General features: G+C 63.8%; 20 protein-coding genes and 1 pseudogene. 16 read left to right on the forward strand and 5 right to left on the reverse strand.

The window, feature by feature from the left end:
- Positions 1-556 (reverse strand): DUF222 domain-containing protein (locus tag IIB36_08380; protein MCH7531758.1); only part of this gene is annotated, 556 nt, incomplete at its 3' end.
- Between the two features lie 924 nt (positions 557-1,480).
- Here IIB36_08380 and IIB36_08385 point away from each other — a divergent pair.
- From IIB36_08385 to IIB36_08410, 6 genes are all read left to right on the forward strand, one after another.
- Positions 1,481-1,846, forward strand: coding sequence for an NIPSNAP family protein (locus IIB36_08385; protein MCH7531759.1), 366 nt, complete (start codon positions 1,481-1,483; stop codon positions 1,844-1,846).
- 52 nt (positions 1,847-1,898) lie between these two features.
- Positions 1,899-2,684: an SDR family oxidoreductase gene (locus tag IIB36_08390; protein MCH7531760.1), complete on the forward strand. Its 786-nt coding sequence runs from the start codon at positions 1,899-1,901 to the stop codon at positions 2,682-2,684.
- 30 nt (positions 2,685-2,714) lie between these two features.
- Positions 2,715-3,206 (forward strand): hypothetical protein, encoded by a 492-nt coding sequence (locus IIB36_08395; protein ID MCH7531761.1) that lies wholly within the window; start codon positions 2,715-2,717, stop codon positions 3,204-3,206.
- Positions 3,207-3,224: 18 nt separating this feature from the next.
- Positions 3,225-3,626: a hypothetical protein gene (locus tag IIB36_08400; protein ID MCH7531762.1), complete on the forward strand. Its 402-nt coding sequence runs from the start codon at positions 3,225-3,227 to the stop codon at positions 3,624-3,626.
- Positions 3,627-3,745: 119 nt separating this feature from the next.
- The gene (locus tag IIB36_08405; protein MCH7531763.1) at positions 3,746-5,125 is read left to right on the forward strand and encodes a hypothetical protein; all 1,380 of its coding nucleotides are present in this window, start codon (positions 3,746-3,748) and stop codon (positions 5,123-5,125) included.
- A gap of 151 nt (positions 5,126-5,276) precedes the next feature.
- Entirely contained in the window at positions 5,277-6,278 is a 1,002-nt protein-coding gene (locus tag IIB36_08410; protein ID MCH7531764.1) for a hypothetical protein, read from the forward strand.
- A gap of 6 nt (positions 6,279-6,284) precedes the next feature.
- On the opposite strand, the gene IIB36_08415 is transcribed toward IIB36_08410, so the two are convergent.
- Positions 6,285-7,226: an MBL fold metallo-hydrolase gene (locus tag IIB36_08415; GenBank protein ID MCH7531765.1), complete on the reverse strand. Its 942-nt coding sequence runs from the start codon at positions 7,224-7,226 to the stop codon at positions 6,285-6,287.
- 31 nt (positions 7,227-7,257) lie between these two features.
- A complete protein-coding gene (locus IIB36_08420; protein MCH7531766.1) occupies positions 7,258-8,307 on the reverse strand; it encodes a DUF3500 domain-containing protein in 1,050 nt (349 codons plus the stop codon).
- A gap of 273 nt (positions 8,308-8,580) precedes the next feature.
- Here IIB36_08420 and IIB36_08425 point away from each other — a divergent pair, with 273 nt between their 5' ends.
- From IIB36_08425 to IIB36_08450, 6 genes are all read left to right on the forward strand, one after another.
- Positions 8,581-8,757, forward strand: coding sequence for a hypothetical protein (locus IIB36_08425; protein ID MCH7531767.1), 177 nt, complete (start codon positions 8,581-8,583; stop codon positions 8,755-8,757).
- A 122-nt stretch (positions 8,758-8,879) separates the two neighbouring features.
- Complete coding sequence (locus tag IIB36_08430) at positions 8,880-9,944, forward strand: 6-bladed beta-propeller (protein ID MCH7531768.1); 1,065 nt, start codon at positions 8,880-8,882, stop codon at positions 9,942-9,944.
- A gap of 137 nt (positions 9,945-10,081) precedes the next feature.
- Entirely contained in the window at positions 10,082-10,882 is an 801-nt protein-coding gene (locus IIB36_08435; protein ID MCH7531769.1) for a PD40 domain-containing protein, read from the forward strand.
- Positions 10,883-10,885: 3 nt separating this feature from the next.
- On the forward strand, positions 10,886-11,866 hold the full coding sequence (locus IIB36_08440; GenBank protein ID MCH7531770.1) for a nitronate monooxygenase: 981 nt from the start codon (positions 10,886-10,888) through the stop codon (positions 11,864-11,866).
- A 42-nt stretch (positions 11,867-11,908) separates the two neighbouring features.
- Entirely contained in the window at positions 11,909-12,955 is a 1,047-nt protein-coding gene (locus IIB36_08445; protein MCH7531771.1) for an aldo/keto reductase, read from the forward strand.
- Between the two features lie 30 nt (positions 12,956-12,985).
- Positions 12,986-14,755, forward strand: a complete 1,770-nt coding sequence (locus IIB36_08450) for an NUDIX hydrolase (protein MCH7531772.1) — start codon at positions 12,986-12,988, stop codon at positions 14,753-14,755.
- A 13-nt stretch (positions 14,756-14,768) separates the two neighbouring features.
- Here the strand turns inward: IIB36_08450 and IIB36_08455 are convergent, their stop codons facing one another.
- Positions 14,769-16,208: an amidohydrolase family protein gene (locus tag IIB36_08455; GenBank protein MCH7531773.1), complete on the reverse strand. Its 1,440-nt coding sequence runs from the start codon at positions 16,206-16,208 to the stop codon at positions 14,769-14,771.
- Between the two features lie 298 nt (positions 16,209-16,506).
- Here IIB36_08455 and IIB36_08460 point away from each other — a divergent pair, with 298 nt between their 5' ends.
- Both IIB36_08460 and IIB36_08465 read left to right on the forward strand, forming a co-directional pair.
- Complete coding sequence (locus IIB36_08460; protein MCH7531774.1) at positions 16,507-16,761, forward strand: type II toxin-antitoxin system prevent-host-death family antitoxin; 255 nt, start codon at positions 16,507-16,509, stop codon at positions 16,759-16,761.
- Positions 16,758-17,153, forward strand: a complete 396-nt coding sequence (locus tag IIB36_08465) for a type II toxin-antitoxin system VapC family toxin (GenBank protein MCH7531775.1) — start codon at positions 16,758-16,760, stop codon at positions 17,151-17,153. Before IIB36_08460 ends, IIB36_08465 begins: the two co-directional genes overlap by 4 nt.
- On the opposite strand, the gene IIB36_08470 is transcribed toward IIB36_08465, so the two are convergent.
- On the reverse strand, positions 17,139-17,354 hold the full coding sequence (locus IIB36_08470; GenBank protein MCH7531776.1) for a hypothetical protein: 216 nt from the start codon (positions 17,352-17,354) through the stop codon (positions 17,139-17,141). The two genes, IIB36_08465 and IIB36_08470, sit on opposite strands and share 15 nt — an antisense overlap.
- A 3-nt stretch (positions 17,355-17,357) precedes the next feature.
- Here IIB36_08470 and IIB36_08475 point away from each other — a divergent pair.
- Both IIB36_08475 and IIB36_08480 read left to right on the forward strand, forming a co-directional pair.
- Positions 17,358-18,323, forward strand: a pseudogene (locus IIB36_08475) (haloalkane dehalogenase).
- A gap of 36 nt (positions 18,324-18,359) precedes the next feature.
- The gene (locus IIB36_08480) at positions 18,360-19,718 is read left to right on the forward strand and encodes an alkaline phosphatase D family protein (GenBank protein ID MCH7531777.1); all 1,359 of its coding nucleotides are present in this window, start codon (positions 18,360-18,362) and stop codon (positions 19,716-19,718) included.
- Positions 19,719-19,722: the final 4 nt, after the last annotated feature.

Here is a 19,722-nt window from a genome sequence, read left to right on the forward strand (position 1 = left end):
TCCCATCTTCGTCGGGGAAGACCGAGAAGCACCTCCTCCTGTGTCTGATCCGTTCCTGTTGCGCTTCATCGCACCGGCTCAGCGTCTTCCACCCCCTCACCAGACGCTCCAGGTTGGCGGCCGAACCCGCACGGGCGAACGCGAGCAGCTCAGTTTCGGTGTCGGCTGTCGCTACGCGCGTCAACGCCCGCACTTTGCTGAACGACAGCTCTCCCCTGGCCATCGCCTCCGAGATGAGTGGGAGATGCTCGAGTGCACGAGCGGCTCTGACCTTCTCGTTCGCCGTACCGCGCGTGATGCCGATCCGCCATGCGAGCCACTCGGCGCACGAAGCGAAGCCCTCGTCCTCCCAGTCCCGGTGACGATCCGACTGCGCGAGAGCCGCCAGGAACTCACGGGTCGCCGCCGTGATCTCACCGAACAGCACAGCGACTCGGTCCATGCGCTCGTGGCGAGCGTCGGACGCTAGCGCCTCCTGGTCCTGGCTGCGACCCAGCGCCTCCTGGTCTCGGGTTCGACCCTCCGGCAGCACTTCGGTAGCGTGGATGTGTCCCATCTCCCCTCCCATATACAATTATGACTATGAGTTACGTCATAATATATGAGGGGGTTTCGACGGACTCTCACGGCCCCTGAGAGCGCCAAACGGGGGTCGCCAGGGCATCGCGCGAGGGTCTGCGGCCCGATGGAGCTCAGCCGCAGACCGACGTCGTTCAGGGGGGCAAGGACACCGGCGTCTCGGACTGGCAGCACTGCGCTGGCTCGAATCCGTCCATGTCTGGATGGGACAGGTTTTCCACGATGGGACCGGTCTTCCACAATCGGTAGCCCGCGGACAAGGGCGTGGGCGTTGAGGCCGGGCTGTTCGAAAAGCTGAGGCGGCGTGGACGTGCGTGGATAGCGGTGTGGCCGCCCGCTGCCTTCGCATCATGCATCATGATGGAGCCCCGCGGCGGCGATCTCCAGGCTGCCATGGGAAACATGTCAGAGAAGAGATGGAGGCCGTGCTCGACGCTGGCGCCATCGACCGACCTCGGCTGCTTCACGGATTCCGGGCCACCGCCTGGCCCCTGATCGAAGAGGCCGCTCGGCGGGGGTACGACACGCGCGCGGGCCTCTGAGGACACGTTCGAGCTGCCGGATGACATGCACACCGCGCGTGACAACGCGGAGATCGTGACAGAGGCCAGCCGCCGGATCGCCGCCGTGACAGGGGCCGGTTACGTGACGGGGGCGGCTACGTGACAGGGGCCGGTTACGTGACAGGGGCGGCTACGTGACAGGGGCGGTTAGATGATGCCGTTCCGAAGCTCTACAGAACGACCTCTCGTCATCAACCACCCACCGGCATACAATGGTCGCTCTTGCCCCACGAAATCGTTCTCGCCCATCACGGGCGAGCCGCACGACGGAGGACAAGCACATGGGTCGGAAAAACGGAGCGCTGGTGGCTGTGGCAGTGGGTGCGTTTCTCGCCGGGATGTTCGTCAATCCATACCGCGCGGCCGAAGCGCAAGCCATGAACCATGTCTACGAGCTGCGCACGTACACGACGCTCGAAGGCCAGCTGCCCGCGCTCCTGGAGCGATTCGGCGGGGGCGAGACGGACCTGTTCGAGAAACACGGCATGAGCGGCGTCGGTTACTGGGTGCCGCTCGACGAACCTGACTCCGAAAACACGCTGGTCTACATGCTGGCTCACGAAAGCCGGGAAGCCGCAGCAGCCTCGTGGCGGGCGTTCGGTGGCGATCCCGAGTGGACCGCCATGCGGGAGGCCTCGGGCCGTCTCGTGAGCAACGTCGTATCGGTGTTCTTGTCGCCCACGGACTTTTCGCCGGCCAGGTAAGACTCGGCGACTGGCCAGCTCCTCTTCACACGTGACGAGGTAGTGAGGAGAGATGGAGATCCTGGACAAGGTCATCGTGGTCACCGGCGCCGCCAGCGGCATCGGGAAAGCGCTGGCGGTGCGGTTCAGGGCCGAGGGGGCGAAGCAGATCGTCTCGGTGGACCTCGACGAAGCCGGCGCGCAGGCGACGGCGGAAGAAGTCGGCGGGATCGCCATGCGCGCAGACGTCGGCGAGGAGGCCGATGTGGCGAGCGTGATCGAGCGCACCGAAGCGGACGTCGGCCCCATCGACCTGTTCTGCTCCAACGCGGGGGTCGCGCTCGGCGCCGACCTCGAGGCGCCGAACGGCGAATGGCGAACGAGCTGGCACGTCAATGTGATGTCCCACGTGTATGCGGCGCGGCATGTGGTGCCCCGGATGATCGCGCGCGGTGGCGGGTACTTCCTCATCACCGCCTCCGCAGCGGGGCTGCTGAATCAGATTGGATTGGCAGCCTACGGCGTCACCAAGCACGCAGCGGTGGGATTCGGTGAGTGGCTCGCGATCACTCACGGACACGAGGGCATCGGAGTATCGCTCTTGTGTCCACAGGCAGTGCGCACAGCCATGACCGCGAACGCGAGCCCCGCCACCGCGGCCGCCGCTGGCGATGGCATGATGGAGCCCGAAGTCCTCACGGATTTCGTCGTGGTCGGGCTGCGCGAAGAGAGGTTCCTGATCCTTCCGCACCCGGAAGTTCTGGAGTACATGCGCCGCAAGACTGACGACTACGACCGCTGGATCGGCGGCATGAACCGCCTGATGCAGAGCTTGACCGGCGTCGAACAGGGGCAATGAAGCAATCACCACAAGATATGGAGAGCGAAGATGCGCCCCATCAGAGCATTTCTTCTCGTCGCCGCCACCGTGGGCGGTGTCTATCCGCTGCAGGCTCAGCAGAACACGGGCACGCAGGAGTTCAGAGCGGGGGAACCGCTCGACCTCATGCCCAATACGCGCGTGTTCGGGGGCTTCCACTTCGCCGAGAGCTGTTCGTACGATCCCGTGCGCGATCTGTACGTGGCGCCGAGCGCCGGCAACCGCGGCGATGGCACGGAGAACGACGGCTACGTATCGCTCATCAACCCGGATGGGACGGTGCACACGCTGAAGTGGATCGGGGTCACTCGAGACGGCCTGACCCTCAATCATCCGCTGGGAAGCGACATCATCAACGGCCTGCTCTATCTGGTGGACCGGAACGTCGTTCGCTGGTTCGACATGTCCACGGGGGAGCCGAGTGGAAGCGCTGAAGTCGAAGACGCGATCAGCTTCAACGATCTCGAAGTGACCGAAGACGGGACGGTGTACATGAGCTAGACGGGCACGCCTGAGCGCATCTACCGGCTCACACCGGACGGCGGCAGCTCCATTTTCATCGACGGTCCGCCGCTGAATCGGCCAAACGGGGTCGCTTTCGATCCGGATGGCAACATCGTGGTCGTCAACGCGGGGAACTCGGATATTCTGACCTTCAGCCCCGCCGGGGAGTTGCTCGCGACCGAACAGTCGCTGGATCCGCGCAACGACGGCCTGGTGATCCTCGAGGACGGCACCAAGTACGTGAGCAGCGTCGGTATTGGCACCGTTGCACGGATCCGCCCGGGTCAGGAGCCCGAGCTCATCGCTTCCGGCATCCCGAGCGCGGCATCGATGTGCTACGACCCCAGCCGCGAGCGGCTGATCATCCCGATGAACAGTTGGTACGCGCTCGCCTTCGTGGATCTGAGGAGCCGCTAGTCGAATCTCGTCTCAACACATACATTCAGTTCAGTGTCATGTCCCGGAAGAAAGAGTCTGGGGCTAGTTTCATCACGTTTGATGCGTAGTTCACTGCTGGCACAGGGGAGAGGATCATCATGGACCTGCAGAATCGGAGCGACCTTCCGCGCCCGTGGATGCGTGGGGTCGGAGCAGCAACCATCGCGCTCGTCGCGACTTTGGCATTCCAAAGTTCCGCGGACGCCCAGGTCACTTTCGTGTCGGCGGATGGTATCGACGTGGACGTGACGTACGCCGCGGACGTGGCGCCCATCATCCAGAAGAACTGTACGGTCTGTCACCGGCCAGGTGGGATCGGGCCCATCGATCTGGTGGACTACGAGGATGCCCGCAGGTACGCTCGGCGCATCCGCCGTCAGGTCTCCAACCGCTTGATGCCGCCGTACTACTACGATAACGACATCGGCATCCAGGAGCTGAAGCACGACTGGCGTCTCTCCCAGGAAGACATCAACACCATCGTCGAGTGGGTGGACCAGGGGACGCCTCTGGGCGATCCGGCCGACATTCCGGTGCTGAACATACACGACACTGAAGACTGGTCGCTGGCGGCCGAATTCGGTCCGCCGGACATCGTCGCCGCCTCGACACCCATCGACGTGCCGGCTACCGGACTCGACATGTGGCATCGTCCGTTCGTTCCCACGTTCAACACCTCCGAGCGTTGCATCAAGGCGCTACAGGTGAAGCCGAAGGGGGCTTCCAAGTCCGTGGTTCACCATGCCAACACCACGTTCCAGATCCTGCAGGAAGACGGCAGCTTCGAGGGTTCGGGAGACCGGGCCACGGAATACGCCATGGGCAAGCTGGGTGAGATCATTCCCGACGGCGTGTGCCGGATCATCCCCAAGGATGCATATGTCCGCTGGGACATTCACATGTATCCCGGTGGGCTCGGAGCGTCTGCCCCGAAGGCCATGCTCAAGGACAACATCGTGGAGCTGGGTATCTGGCTGCATCCGGAGGACTACGAGTACGAGTACAAGCAGGATCTGGCCCTCTATGGCCTCCGCGAAGGTCAGCTGCTCATGGCTCCGCATAGCACGACCATGACCCAGGGCTTCCGCTCGTTCGACCATCCGGTGCGCATCGACAGCTTCCAGCCCCACGGGCACCTGCGGCTGCGGTCCGCGTCTCTGGAGATCTTCTATCCGAAGACGGGACGGACGGAGGTGATCAGCATGGTCTCGAACTGGAGCGCCACCTGGCACCAGAGCCACATCTATGAGGACGACGTTGCGCCTCTGGTCCCGACCGGTGCGGTCCTCGTAATGAAGCAGTGGTACGACAACACGGCGGGGAACCCCAACAACCCTGATGCGGATCAGTGGGTTGATGGTGGTAGCCGGACCGCGGACGAAATGTCCCACATGTGGATCGCCGTGACGCACCTCGATGAAGAGGGGTACGAGAGGATGGTCGAGGAGCGGGAAGAAAAGGCGGAGATCATCTCCTAGGAGATTCGCCACCCAACTCGTAGACAAAAAGGCTGGATCGGTATTGATGGGGACCGAAGGACGCTGGGAGCAACCGCAGCTTCTTCGGTCCCCGTCAACTTATTTGGGTCCGGCTCGATTCACCGCTCGAGCATTCGAGAAGGAGTCCCTGATGAAGGTTCGTTTGACCGTGGTTGGGGCGGCCGTCGCGCTGCTTCTCGGCGGTATTTTGGCCGGTCCGGCCGCGCTGGAGGCGCAGGGGCCGGAAGGACGCTGGCCGCTTCAACCGCGCTCTAGCCTGGATCAAGTCATCGCCCCGTTCCTGGAAGGGTGGTACGCGAATGAGGATGGGACCTATACTCTCTCCTTCGGATATCTCAACATGAACGACGAGGCGGTGGAGATTCCTCTGGGAGAGGGCAATGTCATCGAGCCGGCTCAGTTCGACGGGAAGCAGCCCACGACGTTTCTTCCCGGACGACACCGGGGAGTCTTTGCCGTGACGGTCCCTGCGGCGCTGAGCGGCGACGACGTGTGGTGGAACATTCAGAACCCCAAGACCGGCGAGGTCACGAAGGTGCCCGGCCGCATCAGTTCCAACGCTTATCAGTTGGATTGGGTCCCGCGGCCTCACGGGTCCGTCCATCCTCTCGTTTCCTTCAGCTCGGACGTTGAGGAGGGCCGGGGACCTCCGGGCATCATGGCAGGACAGACGCTCACCGTAGCGGTCGGATCTCCGCTCGACGTCTCGGTGAATGCGAGGGACATGTCGGAGAGGGATCGCAGTGATGCTCGCTTCGCGAAACCCATTCCCCTTCGGGTGGTGTGGAGTAAGTACCGGGGTCCCGGAGAGGTCGAGTACACGAAGCACCCGTCGACGCCTGACCCGCCGGAGCCCGATTCCGCTACCGCCGCGGCAACAGCTCGTGCTGCCGCTCGTGCTGCTGCTGCCGGTTTTGGCGGACGTGGGGGACGTGGGGGACGTCGTGATCCCGGGGCCGAAGTGGTCCGCCTTTACGAGGGGCACGGTACAGTGACCGTAGTGGTGACCTTCTCCGAGCCGGGTGAGTACATCTTGCGAGTGCAGGTGGACAACTTTAGCGCGACGGACAGCGGCTCCGGCGACCAGTGCTGCTGGACCAACGGCTACGTCAGGGTCACCGTTAGGGAATAGGGTTCGCTACCGCCCCGAGTACTCGCGGTAGACGATCGGTAGCAGGTCCGAGGCGTTCCAGGAGTCCACCTGTCCCCACTTCTCGTCGTATTCGGCCGTGAGGTCCGCGGCCATGACTTCGTCGAGCGTGCGACCCTGCGCGATCATGGTCGTAACGTCATGGCGGATGTCGAGCATCATCACCAGGACCTCGATCAATCCTTCGCGATCGGTGAATCCAAAACCGTGCCCGGGAATAACTTTTGTATCAGGCCCAGCCAAACCGATTGCGATTTCTAGCGCCTCGATCATTCCGGAGAACGTGCCGCCGTTATACACGTCGATGATCGGGTACATGTTCGTGCGGAAGACGTCACCCAGGTGCAGGACGTCCGAGCCGGAGAAGTAGACGAAGCTGTCGCCATCGGTGTGAGCGGGTGGTACGAGGAACGCTCGCACCTCCTCACCGTTGAGATGGAAAGTCACCGCCTCGGAGTACGTCACGACAGGCCGAGCGCCTTCCGGCGGTTGCGGGAAGAACATGCCCCCGCGTCGTGGGATCCGGAGCTGCTGGAGCATCCTCAAGCGCACGTGGTCGTGCGCGAAGATGAGCACGCCGAGCTCGGCGAGATTCTCGTTTCCACCGATGTGGTCCGGGTGGATGTGGGTGTTGATCAGAAAGCGGATCTCGGTGTCCGAGATCTCACTGACTGCGGAAATGATGCTCTCGCTGAGGGGCGCGAACTGATCGTCCACCAGTAACACGCCGTCGGGCCCCGTGAACACGCCGATGTTGCCGCCGGCGGTGGGGGTCTGAAGCATGTAGACGTTGCCCGCGACATGGATGGTCTCGAGCGCTGGCGGACGGTCCTGTCGCGCCGCCGCCGGGCTGAATCCGAAGAGCGTCCCAAGGGTCACCCAGGCGGACGCTAGGGTCACCCAGGCGGGCACGGCCCGCCGACGGGTCACTCTACGCATCGGTGGACGGGCCGCTATCGCTTTAGTGCTGGGTCTGCTGCAGGTGCTCCCTCAGCAGATCGCGGCCGAAGTCTCCATCGAAGTCACGCCAGGCCGTGTGGATATGATTGGGATCTCTCTGCGTGTGATCGAACTCGATCAAGAACGTCGGTCCTTGCACGCGATAGTAGGCGACGTCGCCCTTCTCGGTCCCGCCGGCCCATGCGAAGCCGATGTTCTCGATTCCCGCGGCCCGGATCGCGGCCAGACGGAGCGCCGAGATGTCGTCGGCCATTACCATGGCGTACGACCGGATCAGCTCCCTCAAAAGATCGCGCTGCGCTCGGTTGAAGTCCGAGGCCATGACGCCAACGGGGGACAACGGATCGACCTCGAGCGCGACACCCGTGACGATGTTCGTCGGCGCCACGTCCTCGATGATTGCGGTCTCCCGCTGCGCAGGGGTCAGCGAAGCGAGCAGTGCGCGCGCCGCGTCCTCCTGGCTCCCCAACGGGCGCAGGCCCTTTCTGGGTCCATCCATGACCTCGGCCGGGCTCGCAGCCAAGAAGGTGGGCGTGCTGACGCTGAGGTTGCCGTCGATGATCGTGAAGTGCAGCGAGAGGTGATGCCCCTCGAACCGCCACCCCCACGTGCCATCTGTCGAAGGAGTGCCGAACACGGACATCAGATACAACTCGGGGTCACGTGAGAACTGGGTGCTACCGTCCTCCATGGCCTGAAGGATGCCCTCGACCTCTATGATCTCCATAGCGGTCATGTGCCCGCTCTGACTGAGGCCCGCGGCGAGCAATGCATGGGTGCGGGCCTTTTGCTCGGGGTTCATCTCCTTGAGCGAGACACCGTGGCGCTCGAACACCTCGGGCGGGACGAAATGGAAGTTTAGACGCTCCTCCTCGTCGTCGAACGCGTACGCCGCGCGAGCGCGCTGCTCATCGGAAAGCGAGCTGAGAAAGGCGCTCGCACGGTCAGCCATCTGCGCGACGTCGCGTCGGGACTCGAGCTTTGCCGACAGGCCGGCAGCCATCGCGAGACCAAAGACTGCCACCACACGTCCGATCGTAGACCGCTTCATGGATATCTCCTTCGCTCTTGGGCCGAGGGGCAGGGTAGAGCGGCGTGCCGGCATGGGCAAGGACGGGGAGGGCGGTTCTCTAGGCGCGCTGCCCGGCCCGCCCGGCGCCAGTAGCGCTTCGATTTCCCGCCTCCCCTCGAACCGCGTCTTCTCCGCGTCTCTCTCGAGTCTGTGCACGATCGACGGGAGTTCAGCGAACGACTGCCAGGAATTCGAGGTCAGGATTGTCAGCCATTTGTTGGACTATGGATCACGGCAGCACCGGAGGCCACGATGATCGTGGCGGTCGCCGCCGGGCTCGCCGCATGCGCCGAGGGAGCACAAACGCCGCAGCCCGAACCGCTCCTTGGCGCCGGCGAGATCCCGCCGTCGCCCGCCACGCGCACCTATCTCGATGACGCGGGTTATCCATGCTGGCGCGTTGCGCCGGAGGCAGCGTTGAGCGACTAGGACCCAGCCAGACCTCCGGGGCTACGCTGGCGATCAGCCCTTGCCCCTCCAAAACCGGCCGCCTACGGTTGATCCTCGCTCGAGGGGCCGTTCGTGCCTCTCACTCTACACGAGGTGCAACGATGTCCATTCGTAGCCCAATGCCGAGACCCACCGCCTGGATCTGTGCCCTGGTCGCTATCGCCCTGTTCGTGGCGGGGGGACAGCTTTTCGCCCAATCGGGCCCCAGTCCTTATCGCACTGTGGATGACTGGGCGAAGCTGCCGGACGGACGGCAGATGGGCGCCGTGGGCAAGGTCACGATCGACCCCGATGGAGAGCACATCTGGGCGGTGATCCGCTGCGACGCGTTCGGGCCGGGTCGATTTGGGAACGAATGCGTGGACTCCGACCTGGACCCGGTCGTCAAGTTCGACCTCGCAGGCAACGTGGTGGAGAGCTTCGGCGGCGGGATGTTCATTTGGCCCCACGGGATCGATGTCGACTCGGACGGCAACGTTTGGGTGACCGACGCGGTGAGCTCGGCCAACATCCCGGAAGGTGACAGCCGGGGACATCAGGTCGTAAAGTTCAGCCCCACGGGCGAGGTGCTGTTGACGCTCGGCACGCCGGGCGTCGCGGGCAGCGGTCCCAACAGCTTCGATTCTCCGGCCGACGTCGTCGTGGCACCCAACGGTACCGTCTTCATCGCGGACGGCCACAACAACAACGGAAACAACCGCGTCGTGACGTTCACGAGCGATGGTGAGTTCGTCCGGGCTTGGGGACGGACCGGGTACGGGCCGCGTGAGTTCCGGGCGCTGCACGCCATCGACATGGATTCCAACGGGCGGATCTTCGTCGGCGATCGCAGCAACAACCGCATCCAGATCTTCGACCAGGAAGGCACGCACCTGGCCACGTGGACCCAGTTCGGGCGGCCGAGCGGGATTGCCTTCGATGGCAACGGCCAGATCTTCGTGGCCGACTCGGAGTCGGACAACGTGCAGAATCCGGGCTGGGAGATGGGGATCCGCATTGGCGACGTCGAGACCGGTTGGGTGACCGACTTCATTCTCTACCCGTGGGGAGACCCGCGTGAGATTGCCGGAAACGGTGCGGAGTTCGTCGCGGTGGACCGTGACGGAAACATGTACGGGGGTGAGCCCCGTCCTCGGAAGCTCCAGAAGTACGTGCGGGTCCGCTGAGCATGTGGACCGCGATGTTGGCATCGAGGCTTGCGACGAGACTCACGACGAGGTTTGGCACAGCGTGCATTGTCGTTCTCGCAGCGACCTCCGCCCAGGCTCAGACAGCGTTGGCCGCGCAGACTCCGAGCGAGCCGGTGAACATGGGTCCCCTCATCAACTCCGGGGCGAGAGACGCGGAGCCCACGTTCACCGCCGACGGCAACACGATGTACTTCAATTGCTTCGACCGGCGGGGTCGAACGGGCAGCGACATCTGTGTGTCGACGCTAGTCGACGGGGAGTGGACCGACCCGGAGATCGTCGCGGCTGTCAGCACCGAAGAGTACGTGGAAGTCGAACCGCTGCTCTCCCCCGATGGACAGCAACTGTACATCATGAGCAACAGACCCGGGGGCCTTGGCAGCATGGACATCTGGGTGAGCGAGAGGATGGACGGCGACTGGAGCGAACCCAGAAATCTGGGCGCGCCCATCAATTCACCGTACTCCGATCACTGCCTCTATTTTGCTGGCCCGAACTGGGACGTCGCGTATTGGACGTCCACGCGCCCGGGCGGATACGGTGGCAACGACATCTGGACGTCCGAGCGCATCGACGGTATCTGGCAGGAGGCCGTCAACCTCGGAGCCAACGTCAACTCGTCCGCGAGTGAGCACCACTCCCTGCCGTCGGAGGATGGGGAATCGCTGTACGTGACATCGGTTCGCCCGGATGGTTATGGGGGCGAGGACATCTTCGTCACCACCCGAGACGAGGGCGGAGTCTGGGGGCCCTTGATCAACCTGGGGCCGGCCGTGAATTCGGACCAAGACGATCGATGCCCGGCGTTCTCACCCGACTACAGCATCTTCTATTTCGATTCGGAGAGGGAGGGGGGGTACGGCAACAAGGACCTATGGAGAGTCCCCTACGCGAGTATTAGGGAGATTCGATAGCCGATGAAAACACGCATCACCGAACTCTTCGGCATCGAGCACCCGATCATCCAGGGTGGGATGCACTACGTCGGCTACGCCGAGCTCGCCGCGGCGGTCTCTAATGCCGGCGGCCTGGGCATCATCACCGCGCTGACCCAACCGACGCCGGAGGATCTGGCGAAGGAAATCGCTCGCTGCAGGGAGATGACGGATAAGCCCTTCGGCGTGAACATCACGATCTTGCCGATGTTCAAGGAGGTGCCCTATCCGGAGTACATCCGGGCGGTCATCGAAGGCGGCGTGAAGATTGTCGAAACGGCAGGACGCAACCCTGAACCCTTATTGCCGGCCTTCAAGGAAGAGGGCATCAAGGTCATCCACAAATGCACCTCCATTCGGCACTCACTCAAGGCCGAGCGGATTGGATGCGACGCCGTGAGCGTGGACGGGTTCGAATGCGGCGGTCATCCCGGCGAGGACGACATCCCGAATATGATCCTTGTGCCCCGCGCCGCTGAAGAATTGACGATTCCTTTCGTCGCCTCGGGTGGCATGGCCGACGCGCGCAGCCTTGTGGCTTCGTTGGCGATGGGCGCCGACGGCATGAACATGGGCACTCGGTTCATCGCTACTCAGGAGGCGCCGGTACACGAGAACGTGAAGCAGGCGCTCGTCGAAGCGGATGAATTGCAGACGAGCCTCATCATGCGGCCGTTGCGCAATACGGAGCGTGTCCTGAAGAATGCCGCGACCGAGCGGGTGCTCGAAATCGAGCGACAGAAGGGCAGCGACATCGACATCGAAGACATCCGGCATCTCGTCGCTGGCGCGGGGGGTCGCACGGTCTTGCACGAGGGCAAGATGGACGCGGGTGTGTTCAGTTGCGGCATGGTCACCGGCCTCATTCACGACATCCCCACCTGCAAAGAACTCATCGATCGCATCATGACCGAGGCTGAAGAGATCATTCGCGGTCGACTTGAAGGGCTTCTGTCAGCCTGACGCGTGACTAGCGACAACTAGACTTCAACCAAGGTAGGGCTGATGAAGTACAGGGCGCTTGCCGATACCGGTGTATTCGTTTCAGAGCTCTGTCTCGGCACCATGACGTTCGGCGGTCGGGGCCAGATCTGGCAGGCGATCGGGGGGCTCGACGAGGCATCTGCTGACGCGATCGTCGGTCGCGCGCTCGACGCCGGCATCAACTTCATCGACACGGCGGACGTGTACTCTTCCGGTGAGTCGGAGACGATGGTGGGGAAGGCTCTGCAGGGCCGGAGGCATGAGGTAGTATTGGCGACCAAGGTGCGCGGGCGCATGGGGGCCGGAGCGAATGACGTGGGGCTCTCCCGGCTTCACATCACCGAGGCCGTCGAGGCGAGCCTGAAGCGCCTCGGCACGGATTACATCGATCTCTACCAGATCCACCGGGCCGATCCCTTCACCGCCATCGAAGACACACTACGAGCGCTCGACGATCTCGTGCGGCAAGGCAAGGTCCGCTACATCGGCTGCTCGAACTTAATGACCTGGCAGCTGATGCAAGCGCTCGGGATCTCCCGAGCCGAGGGGCTGGAGCACTTCAAGTGCACGCAGTCCTACTACTCTCTGGCCGGTCGCGAGCTGGAGCGAGAGATGATCCCGCTCCTGGAGGACCAGGGGTTAGGGCTACTCGTCTGGAGCCCCCTGGCTGGCGGGTTCCTCACGGGAAAGTTCACGCGCGACGCGACCGACGCCGAGGCACGGCGTGCTTCGTTCGACTTCCCGCCCATCGACAAGGAGAAGGCCTTCGACACCGTCGACGTGATGCGGAAGATCGCGGAGGATCATGAGGCGAGCATCGCGCAGGTCGCGCTTGCCTGGGTGCTGTCGAAGTCGGCGGTGACGAGCGTGATCATCGGCGCACGGAAGCTCAGTCAGCTTGAGGACAACCTGGGTGCCGTGGACGTGTCGCTGTCGGACGACGAGTTGGAATCACTGGACGAGGTCAGTCGGCTCGCTCTCGAGTATCCTGCGTGGATGGATGTGCTGCCCTCCGACAGGAAGCCCGGGGAGGTGCGCCGGTATGAGGAGGCTCAGGAGGACGAGTAGCCGACGATGCAACACCAACGGGGCCAACCGATGCACTCTCTGACTCGCTCAGCCACCTCGGTCGTTCTCCTGCTGAGCGTCGCGCTGCCTTCAGCGGTGCAGGCGCAGGCCGAATGGACCGAGGCCGACACACGCCACGTAGTGGACAATACGACGACACTCGTGCTGTCGCCGGATCTGTCGCATCTCAGCGAGGGAGAGCGAACGGTCGTCGCGAAGCTGCTGGAAGCGGGGCAGCTGTTTCAGGACCTGTACGAGGACCAGCGCCATCCTGATGCCGCGAGGGCGCGAGAGAATCTCGTCCAAGGAACGGCGGAAGCGCACTTGTACAGGCTGTTCCGTGGTCCCATTGGCACCAACGACATGAACGAACGGGTGGCGTTCATGGACGTGCGGCCCGAGATGCCCGGAAAGAACGTCTATCCGAGCGGTATCGAGCGCACGGAGCTGGATGCCTACCTCGCGGCGCATCCCGAGCAACGCGATGTACTGCTCGGCGTTCGGCATGTCGTTCGCCGCGCCAGCGCCGCGTGGTTGGAGCGCGACCTGGCAACATTCCAGGCGTACCCGGGACTTCGCCTGCTTCATCCCGGAGTGCAGTCGCACCTGGTATCACTCTACCAGAGCCACGTCGAGGGAGCGTTCTACGCCGTGCCCTATGCGATCGCGTACGCCGATCGAATGATGCGCGTTCGCGATCTGTTACGCGAGTCGGCTGCCGCGATTCAGGGCGAAGACCGCGACCTCGCAGCGTACCTCCGACTTCGGGCCAACGACCTGCTCACGTCCAACTACGAGGCCGGCGACGCGGCCTGGGTGGCAGGGCAGTTCAACAACCTGAACGCGATGATCGGCAGCTACGAGACGTACGACGATGCGCTCTTCGGAGTTAAGGCGTTTTACTCGCTCAGCCTGCTCGTCCGCGACCGGGAGCGAAGCGACGGGCTGGCGGCCGCGCTAACGGATATTCAAGCGCTCGAGAACAGCTTGCCGTACGAGCGCCACAAGGGCGTGCGCAGCCAACTTCCGGTTGGCGTCTACAACGTGATCGCCGATTTCGGCCAGGCGCGCAGCACCAACACGGCCACGATCCTTCCCAATGACGCAGACCACGCGCGGAAATACGGCCGCACGATCCTGCTGCGGTACAACATCATGACGAATCCGCAGCTCTTCGAGGGGGCGCATAGCCGCTTTTGCGCAGGAGTGGCCGAACAGCACTGCGTCGAACTCACGATGGACGGCAACTTCCAACGCACGCTCTGGCACGAAATCGGGCACTACCTCGGTGTGGATCGTACCGAAGACGGACGCACGCTCGACGATGCGCTCGCCAGTGTGACGAACCTGTTCGAGGAAATGAAGGCAGACCTCGTCTCGCTTTTCGCGGCTGAGCAGCTGCACGCGAGTGGGTACTACACCGACGCACAGCTGCGCGCCGTGTACGCGAGCGGCATTCTGCGCGTGCTGCAGTCCAGTGAGCCACGCCGGGAGCAGCCCTACCAGACCATGCAACTCATGCAGTGGAACTGGTATATGGACACCGGCCTGCTCACGATGGAAGACGGACGCCTCGCGATTCATTTCGACCGCTACCACGAGGTAGTCGAGTCACTCTTGCGGGAAGTGCTCGCCATCCAGTCTGCAGGAGACCTCCAGCGCGCCGGGGCCTTCGTGGATCGGTGGGCGACGTGGGACGGCAGCCTCCACGGTGTCATCGCTCAGTCGGTCGGAAGCGCAGGGGGCGGTGGCTATCGGCTCGTGCGCTATGGGGCGCTGGTGCCAGGTGGGACGCGCTAACACCATCAGGCGATCAGAACCCCGACCAGCGACTCCGCCGAAGAAGCTGGCCCGAACCGGGCTGGGCAAGGATCTCTCCGTTATCGAAGACGACCTCGCCGCGTCGTATCGTCATGGTCGGCCATCCGGTGACCTCCCAGCCCGAGTAGATCGAGAACCCCGCGCCCGAGAACATGTCCTCGTCGCGGATCGCGCGCGTCTCATCGGCGTCCCAGAGCACAAGGTCGGCATCCGATCCGACTGAGATCGTGCCCTTTCTCGGGTACAGCCCGAAGAGCTTCGCTGGGTTGGCGGCGGTCACCGCCACGAAGCGCTCCACGGATATCCTTCCCGCAACGACGCCCTCGGAGTAGAGCATGGGGCGGACGACTTGGAGATTGTTGAGGCCGGCACGATGCCGGGCGATGGTCTGCGACGGGTCCAGCTTGACCTCACGCCGGTACGCCACATGATCCGTGCCGACGACGTGGATGGTGCCGTTCGCGAGTCCGGCCCACAGCGCGTCCTGGTCGCGCTGCTCACGCAGCGGAGGCTGTCCCACGTAGAGTCCCCGATCGGGCCCCTCGAACCGCTCGCGTGTAAGATGTAGGTATATCGGCCGTGTCTCAACGAAAACGGAGACGCCCCGCGCCTGGGCGTCCTGGGCTACCCGGAGCGCGCGCTCCGAGCTCACATGGACCGCGTAGATGGGCGCTCCCGTCTGCTCAGCCATCGCGACCGCGCGTTGCATGGCGACGACTTCGCCCAGCACTGGGCGGCTGTCCGGGAAGTACTCGAGCGACGTCTTGCCCTCCGCCGTGAGCTCTGCGACCGCTCGAGCGAGAATCGGTCCGTCCTCGGTGTGGACCATCGTGAGGATACCGGCCCGGCCCGCCGCATCCATGGTAGCGAGGTAGTCCCGGATGTTCGCGTCGAACGAAGCGTTTACCATGAAGACCTTCACGCTCGCCTGACCTGTTTGGGCGAGCAGCGTGCTCATCTGCTCTTGCTGCGTGGCCGGATCATTGATGCCGGCGTGCAGGATGACGTCGGCCAGCGCTTGGTCCCGGATCAGCGCGGCCTCGCGGGCGACGGCCTCCGCCAACGTTTGCCCCGGCGCGGGAAACGCGAAGTTGGAGATGGTCGTGATCCCGCCGGCGAGAGCGGCCATCGATCCCGTTCGGTAATCGTCGGCGCGGCTGCCACCGAGATGCACATGGGGATCGACGCCGCCCGGCAGGACGAGCAGGTCGGAAGCGTCGATCCGGCGGACATCGGGGGACGCGGTCAACGCCTGGCCTAGCTCGACGATGATGCCGTCACGGACGAGCACGTCCGCTGCGAAGCGCCCCTCGGAAGTCACGACGATGCCGTCGTGGATCAGCAGGTCCTGGGCGCACAATGGAGCCGACGTGACTGTGGACAGCAGCGTGAGGCACACCGCGAGCCAACCGTTTGGTGCTGTGGGGCGCATGCCATCCTTCCTCAGACAAGTATTCGAAGAGCGGCGGATAGGATAGCCGACGAGGTGCCTCTCTGGCGACCCCTGGCCTTCGGCTCGCGCACTGTCCGGGCGAGAGAGATGTTGTTCCCCGTCTGATCCTCCGATTCCACAGGCACGCCGTGTCCGATGCCATCACCCGTCTGAACGCAGCCATCGAGAGCCGTTACCGGATCGAGCGCGAGTTGGGCGAAGGCGGGTATTACGGCTGGGCCTGATCCCCGTTGACCATAGTCGTTGACCATAGTCTATAGGATGTTAGATTCTGGTCATGGAGGAAGACATCGAAGTGATGGCCATCTCGAAATTCAAGGCTACGTGCCTGGCCGTGCTCGAGCGGGTTCGGCGTACGGGACGTCCCGTTCTCGTCACGCGCCGGGGTCAGCCGATCGCCGAAGTGGTCCCGCCCCGCCCGTCCGTGCGGGGGTCCGGGTGGGTGGGCTCCCTGGCCACGCACGCCGCCATCGTGGGTGACGTCGTGGAACCCGTCGCCTCCATCGACGAGTGGGAGGTCCTGGGGACGTGAAGCTGCTCCTCGACACCCACATCTGGATCTGGAGTCTCATCGAGCCCGCCCGCCTGACCGACGAGGTACGCGTGGCGCTAGAGTCCGACGACAACGAGCTCTGGCTTTCTCCCATAAGCACATGGGAAACGCTGATGCTCATGGAGCGTGGGCGAGTCTCCGTGGAGGGGGAGCCACAGGCCCTGGTCTCCCGCATGCTGAAGGCGGGCCCGTTCCACGAGGCGCCCCTTACGCATGCCGTGGCACAGGAGAGTCGTCGGCTCGGGTTCGACCCGTCGGATCCGGCCGACCGCTTTCTCGGAGCCACGGCCGTCGTCTATGAACTGACGCTCGTCACGGCCGACGCCCGTCTGTTGAGCGCTACCGAGTACCGGACGCTACCCAACCGCTAGACCGTCACCCAAGGGGTGTTCGCGAGCTCCTCGGCTATCTCCAAGCGGATCTCGCTGGCTGCCCGGCGAGGCGAGATCCTTCAGCCGCTCGATCTCCAGGATTTCCCCGACCGCGGCGTTGTTCGCTTGCGCGATGTGAGGCCCCCGTAGGATGTTGGCGGGGCCTCTGTCGAGGCTGAACGTCCTCTTTATCAGGACCATTCCATGTCCGACGCCATTGCCCGCTCCTTCCTAGTAATCGCCGGCTCAATCCTGGCCACGCTTCCGCTCGCGACATCGGCGCAGCAAGCCACCGCCGGGGCGTCAGCCATCTCTGCGGACTTTCCCTACGAGTCCCGTTACGTAGAGGTCCTGGGCTCGCGCATGCACTACGTCGACGAGGGCGAGGGCGAGCCGATTCTCTTCCTCCACGGGAATCCGACATCGTCCTACCTGTGGCGCAACGTCATGCCCTTCGTGTCCGACGACTACCGCGCGATCGCGGTCGACCTGATCGGGATGGGGAAGTCCGACAAGCCGGACCTCGCGTACACGTACCAGGATCACAAACGCTATCTCGACGCATTCATCGAGGCCCTCGACCTGAGCGACGTCACGCTCGTCATCCACGACTGGGGCTCGGTGCTGGGGTTCAACTACGCGATGGACCACGAGGACAACGTCGTGGGCATCGCGTTCATGGAAGCAATCGTTCCTCCCGCGTTTCCAAGAGCCCAGCCCATGGGCGGCCCTCTGGGCAGGTATCGCACGGCGGACGGTGAGGAGCTCGTCCTCGAGCAGAACCAGTTCGTCGAGGTGATCCTGCCCGGAAGCGTCGTGCGCGGCCTGACGGAAGAGGAGATGGAGTACTACCGCGCGCCGTATCCGACGCCGGAGTCGCGGCTGCCGACGCTACAGTGGCCGCGCGAACTACCCGCGGCTGGCGAACCCACGCGCAACGTTGAGGTCTTGAACCGGATCGGTGAATGGATGCGTGAGACCGACATCCCGATGCTCCACTTCTGGGCGCGGCCGGGCGCGCTCAACAACGAATCTTTCGCCGATGCGATGATCGAACGCATCCACAACATCCAGACGTCGTTCGTAGGGTCGGGTCGCCACTACATCCAGGAGGACCAGCCGGAGGCGATCGGGCGCACCCTGGCCGACTGGAGGCGGCGGATCGATCAGGTCGCTTCCCCCGGCATCACCAACGGGCAAGGCGAGATCGCGGGGGAGGTGACGACCACCAGCGTCATCCTGCAGTCTCGGTTGACCCGTGGCAGCGCCTTGGTTCGTGGCGATCTCGCGGGTGCACGGGGGACGGCCCGATTCGAGCTGGCAACGACCATGGGATTTGCGGATTCCTTCGAGTCGGAGTGGTTGCCTGCGACACCGGACAACGACTTCATCGTCAAGACGAAGATCGACGGGTTGAATCCGGCGACCCGCTACTACTACCGCGTCATCTTCGGCCCAGATCGGGAGCGCGTCCGGGCCGGCCCCACGCGCACGTTCGAGACGCTCGACGGCGCGGAGGTGGCGAGCGAAGTCAGCTTCGTGGCGGTCACCGGCATGCGGTACAACGCGTTTCAAAACCAGTACCAGGGTCCCGACAAGCACCTGGGTTATCCGGCTCTGGAGACGATCCTCCAGCTGAACCCGGACTTCTTCGTCGCGACTGGAGACAACGTCTATTACGACGTGCCGTTTCCTCTTGCGGCGAGGACGCGCCCCGAGCTTCGGCAGAAGTGGCACGAACAGTTCGTGCAGCCCAGGTATGCCGACCTGTTCGCGCAGGTCCCGACGTACTGGGAGAAGGACGACCACGACTCGCGCTACAACGATTCGGACAACACCGGCGATGCGGAGCCAAGCGTCGAGTTGGGCATCGCGATGTTCCTCGAGCAGGTCCCCGTCGTCGATCCCGACGAAGCGAACCCACTGACGTACCGGACGCACCGAATCAACAAGGACCTCCAGATCTGGCTGACCGAGGGGCGCGACTACCGCAGCCCCAACATGATGACGAATGGTCCAGGGAAGACGCTGTGGGGTGCCGAGCAGCTCGCGTGGCTCGAGCGAACGCTGCTCGAGAGCGATGCGACCTTCAAGATTCTGATCTCACCGACGCCGATGATCGGCCCGGACGATGCCGAGCAGGCGGGCCGGCCCGCGGAAGGTCATGACCCCGTGAAACGGGACAACCACGCCGACCCCTCGGGCTTCCAGTACGAGCGCGACGAGTTCTTCAGCTGGATGACCGACAACGGCTTTCTGGAGGATCAGAACTTCTACATCATCTGCGGGGACCGGCATTGGCAGTACCACTCGATCCACCCCACCGGCTTCGAAGAGTTTTCGACCGGCGCGCTCGTGGATGGCAACTCCCGGCTGGGGAGGAGTCCCGGAGACCCAGGATCAACCGATCCCGATGCGTTGATCGAGCAGCCGTATACGCAGACTGAGCCCTCGGGCGGGTTCTTGCACGTCACGATCACGCCTGGTGAGCGACCGACTGCGACGTTTCGGTTTCATGACGAACGGGGTGTGTTGCTGCATGCGGTTGAGAAGGTCGCGAGGTAGGGGG

Source organism: Gemmatimonadota bacterium (assembly GCA_022560615.1).
Lineage (GTDB): Bacteria > Gemmatimonadota > Gemmatimonadetes > Longimicrobiales > Gaopeijiaceae > UBA1138.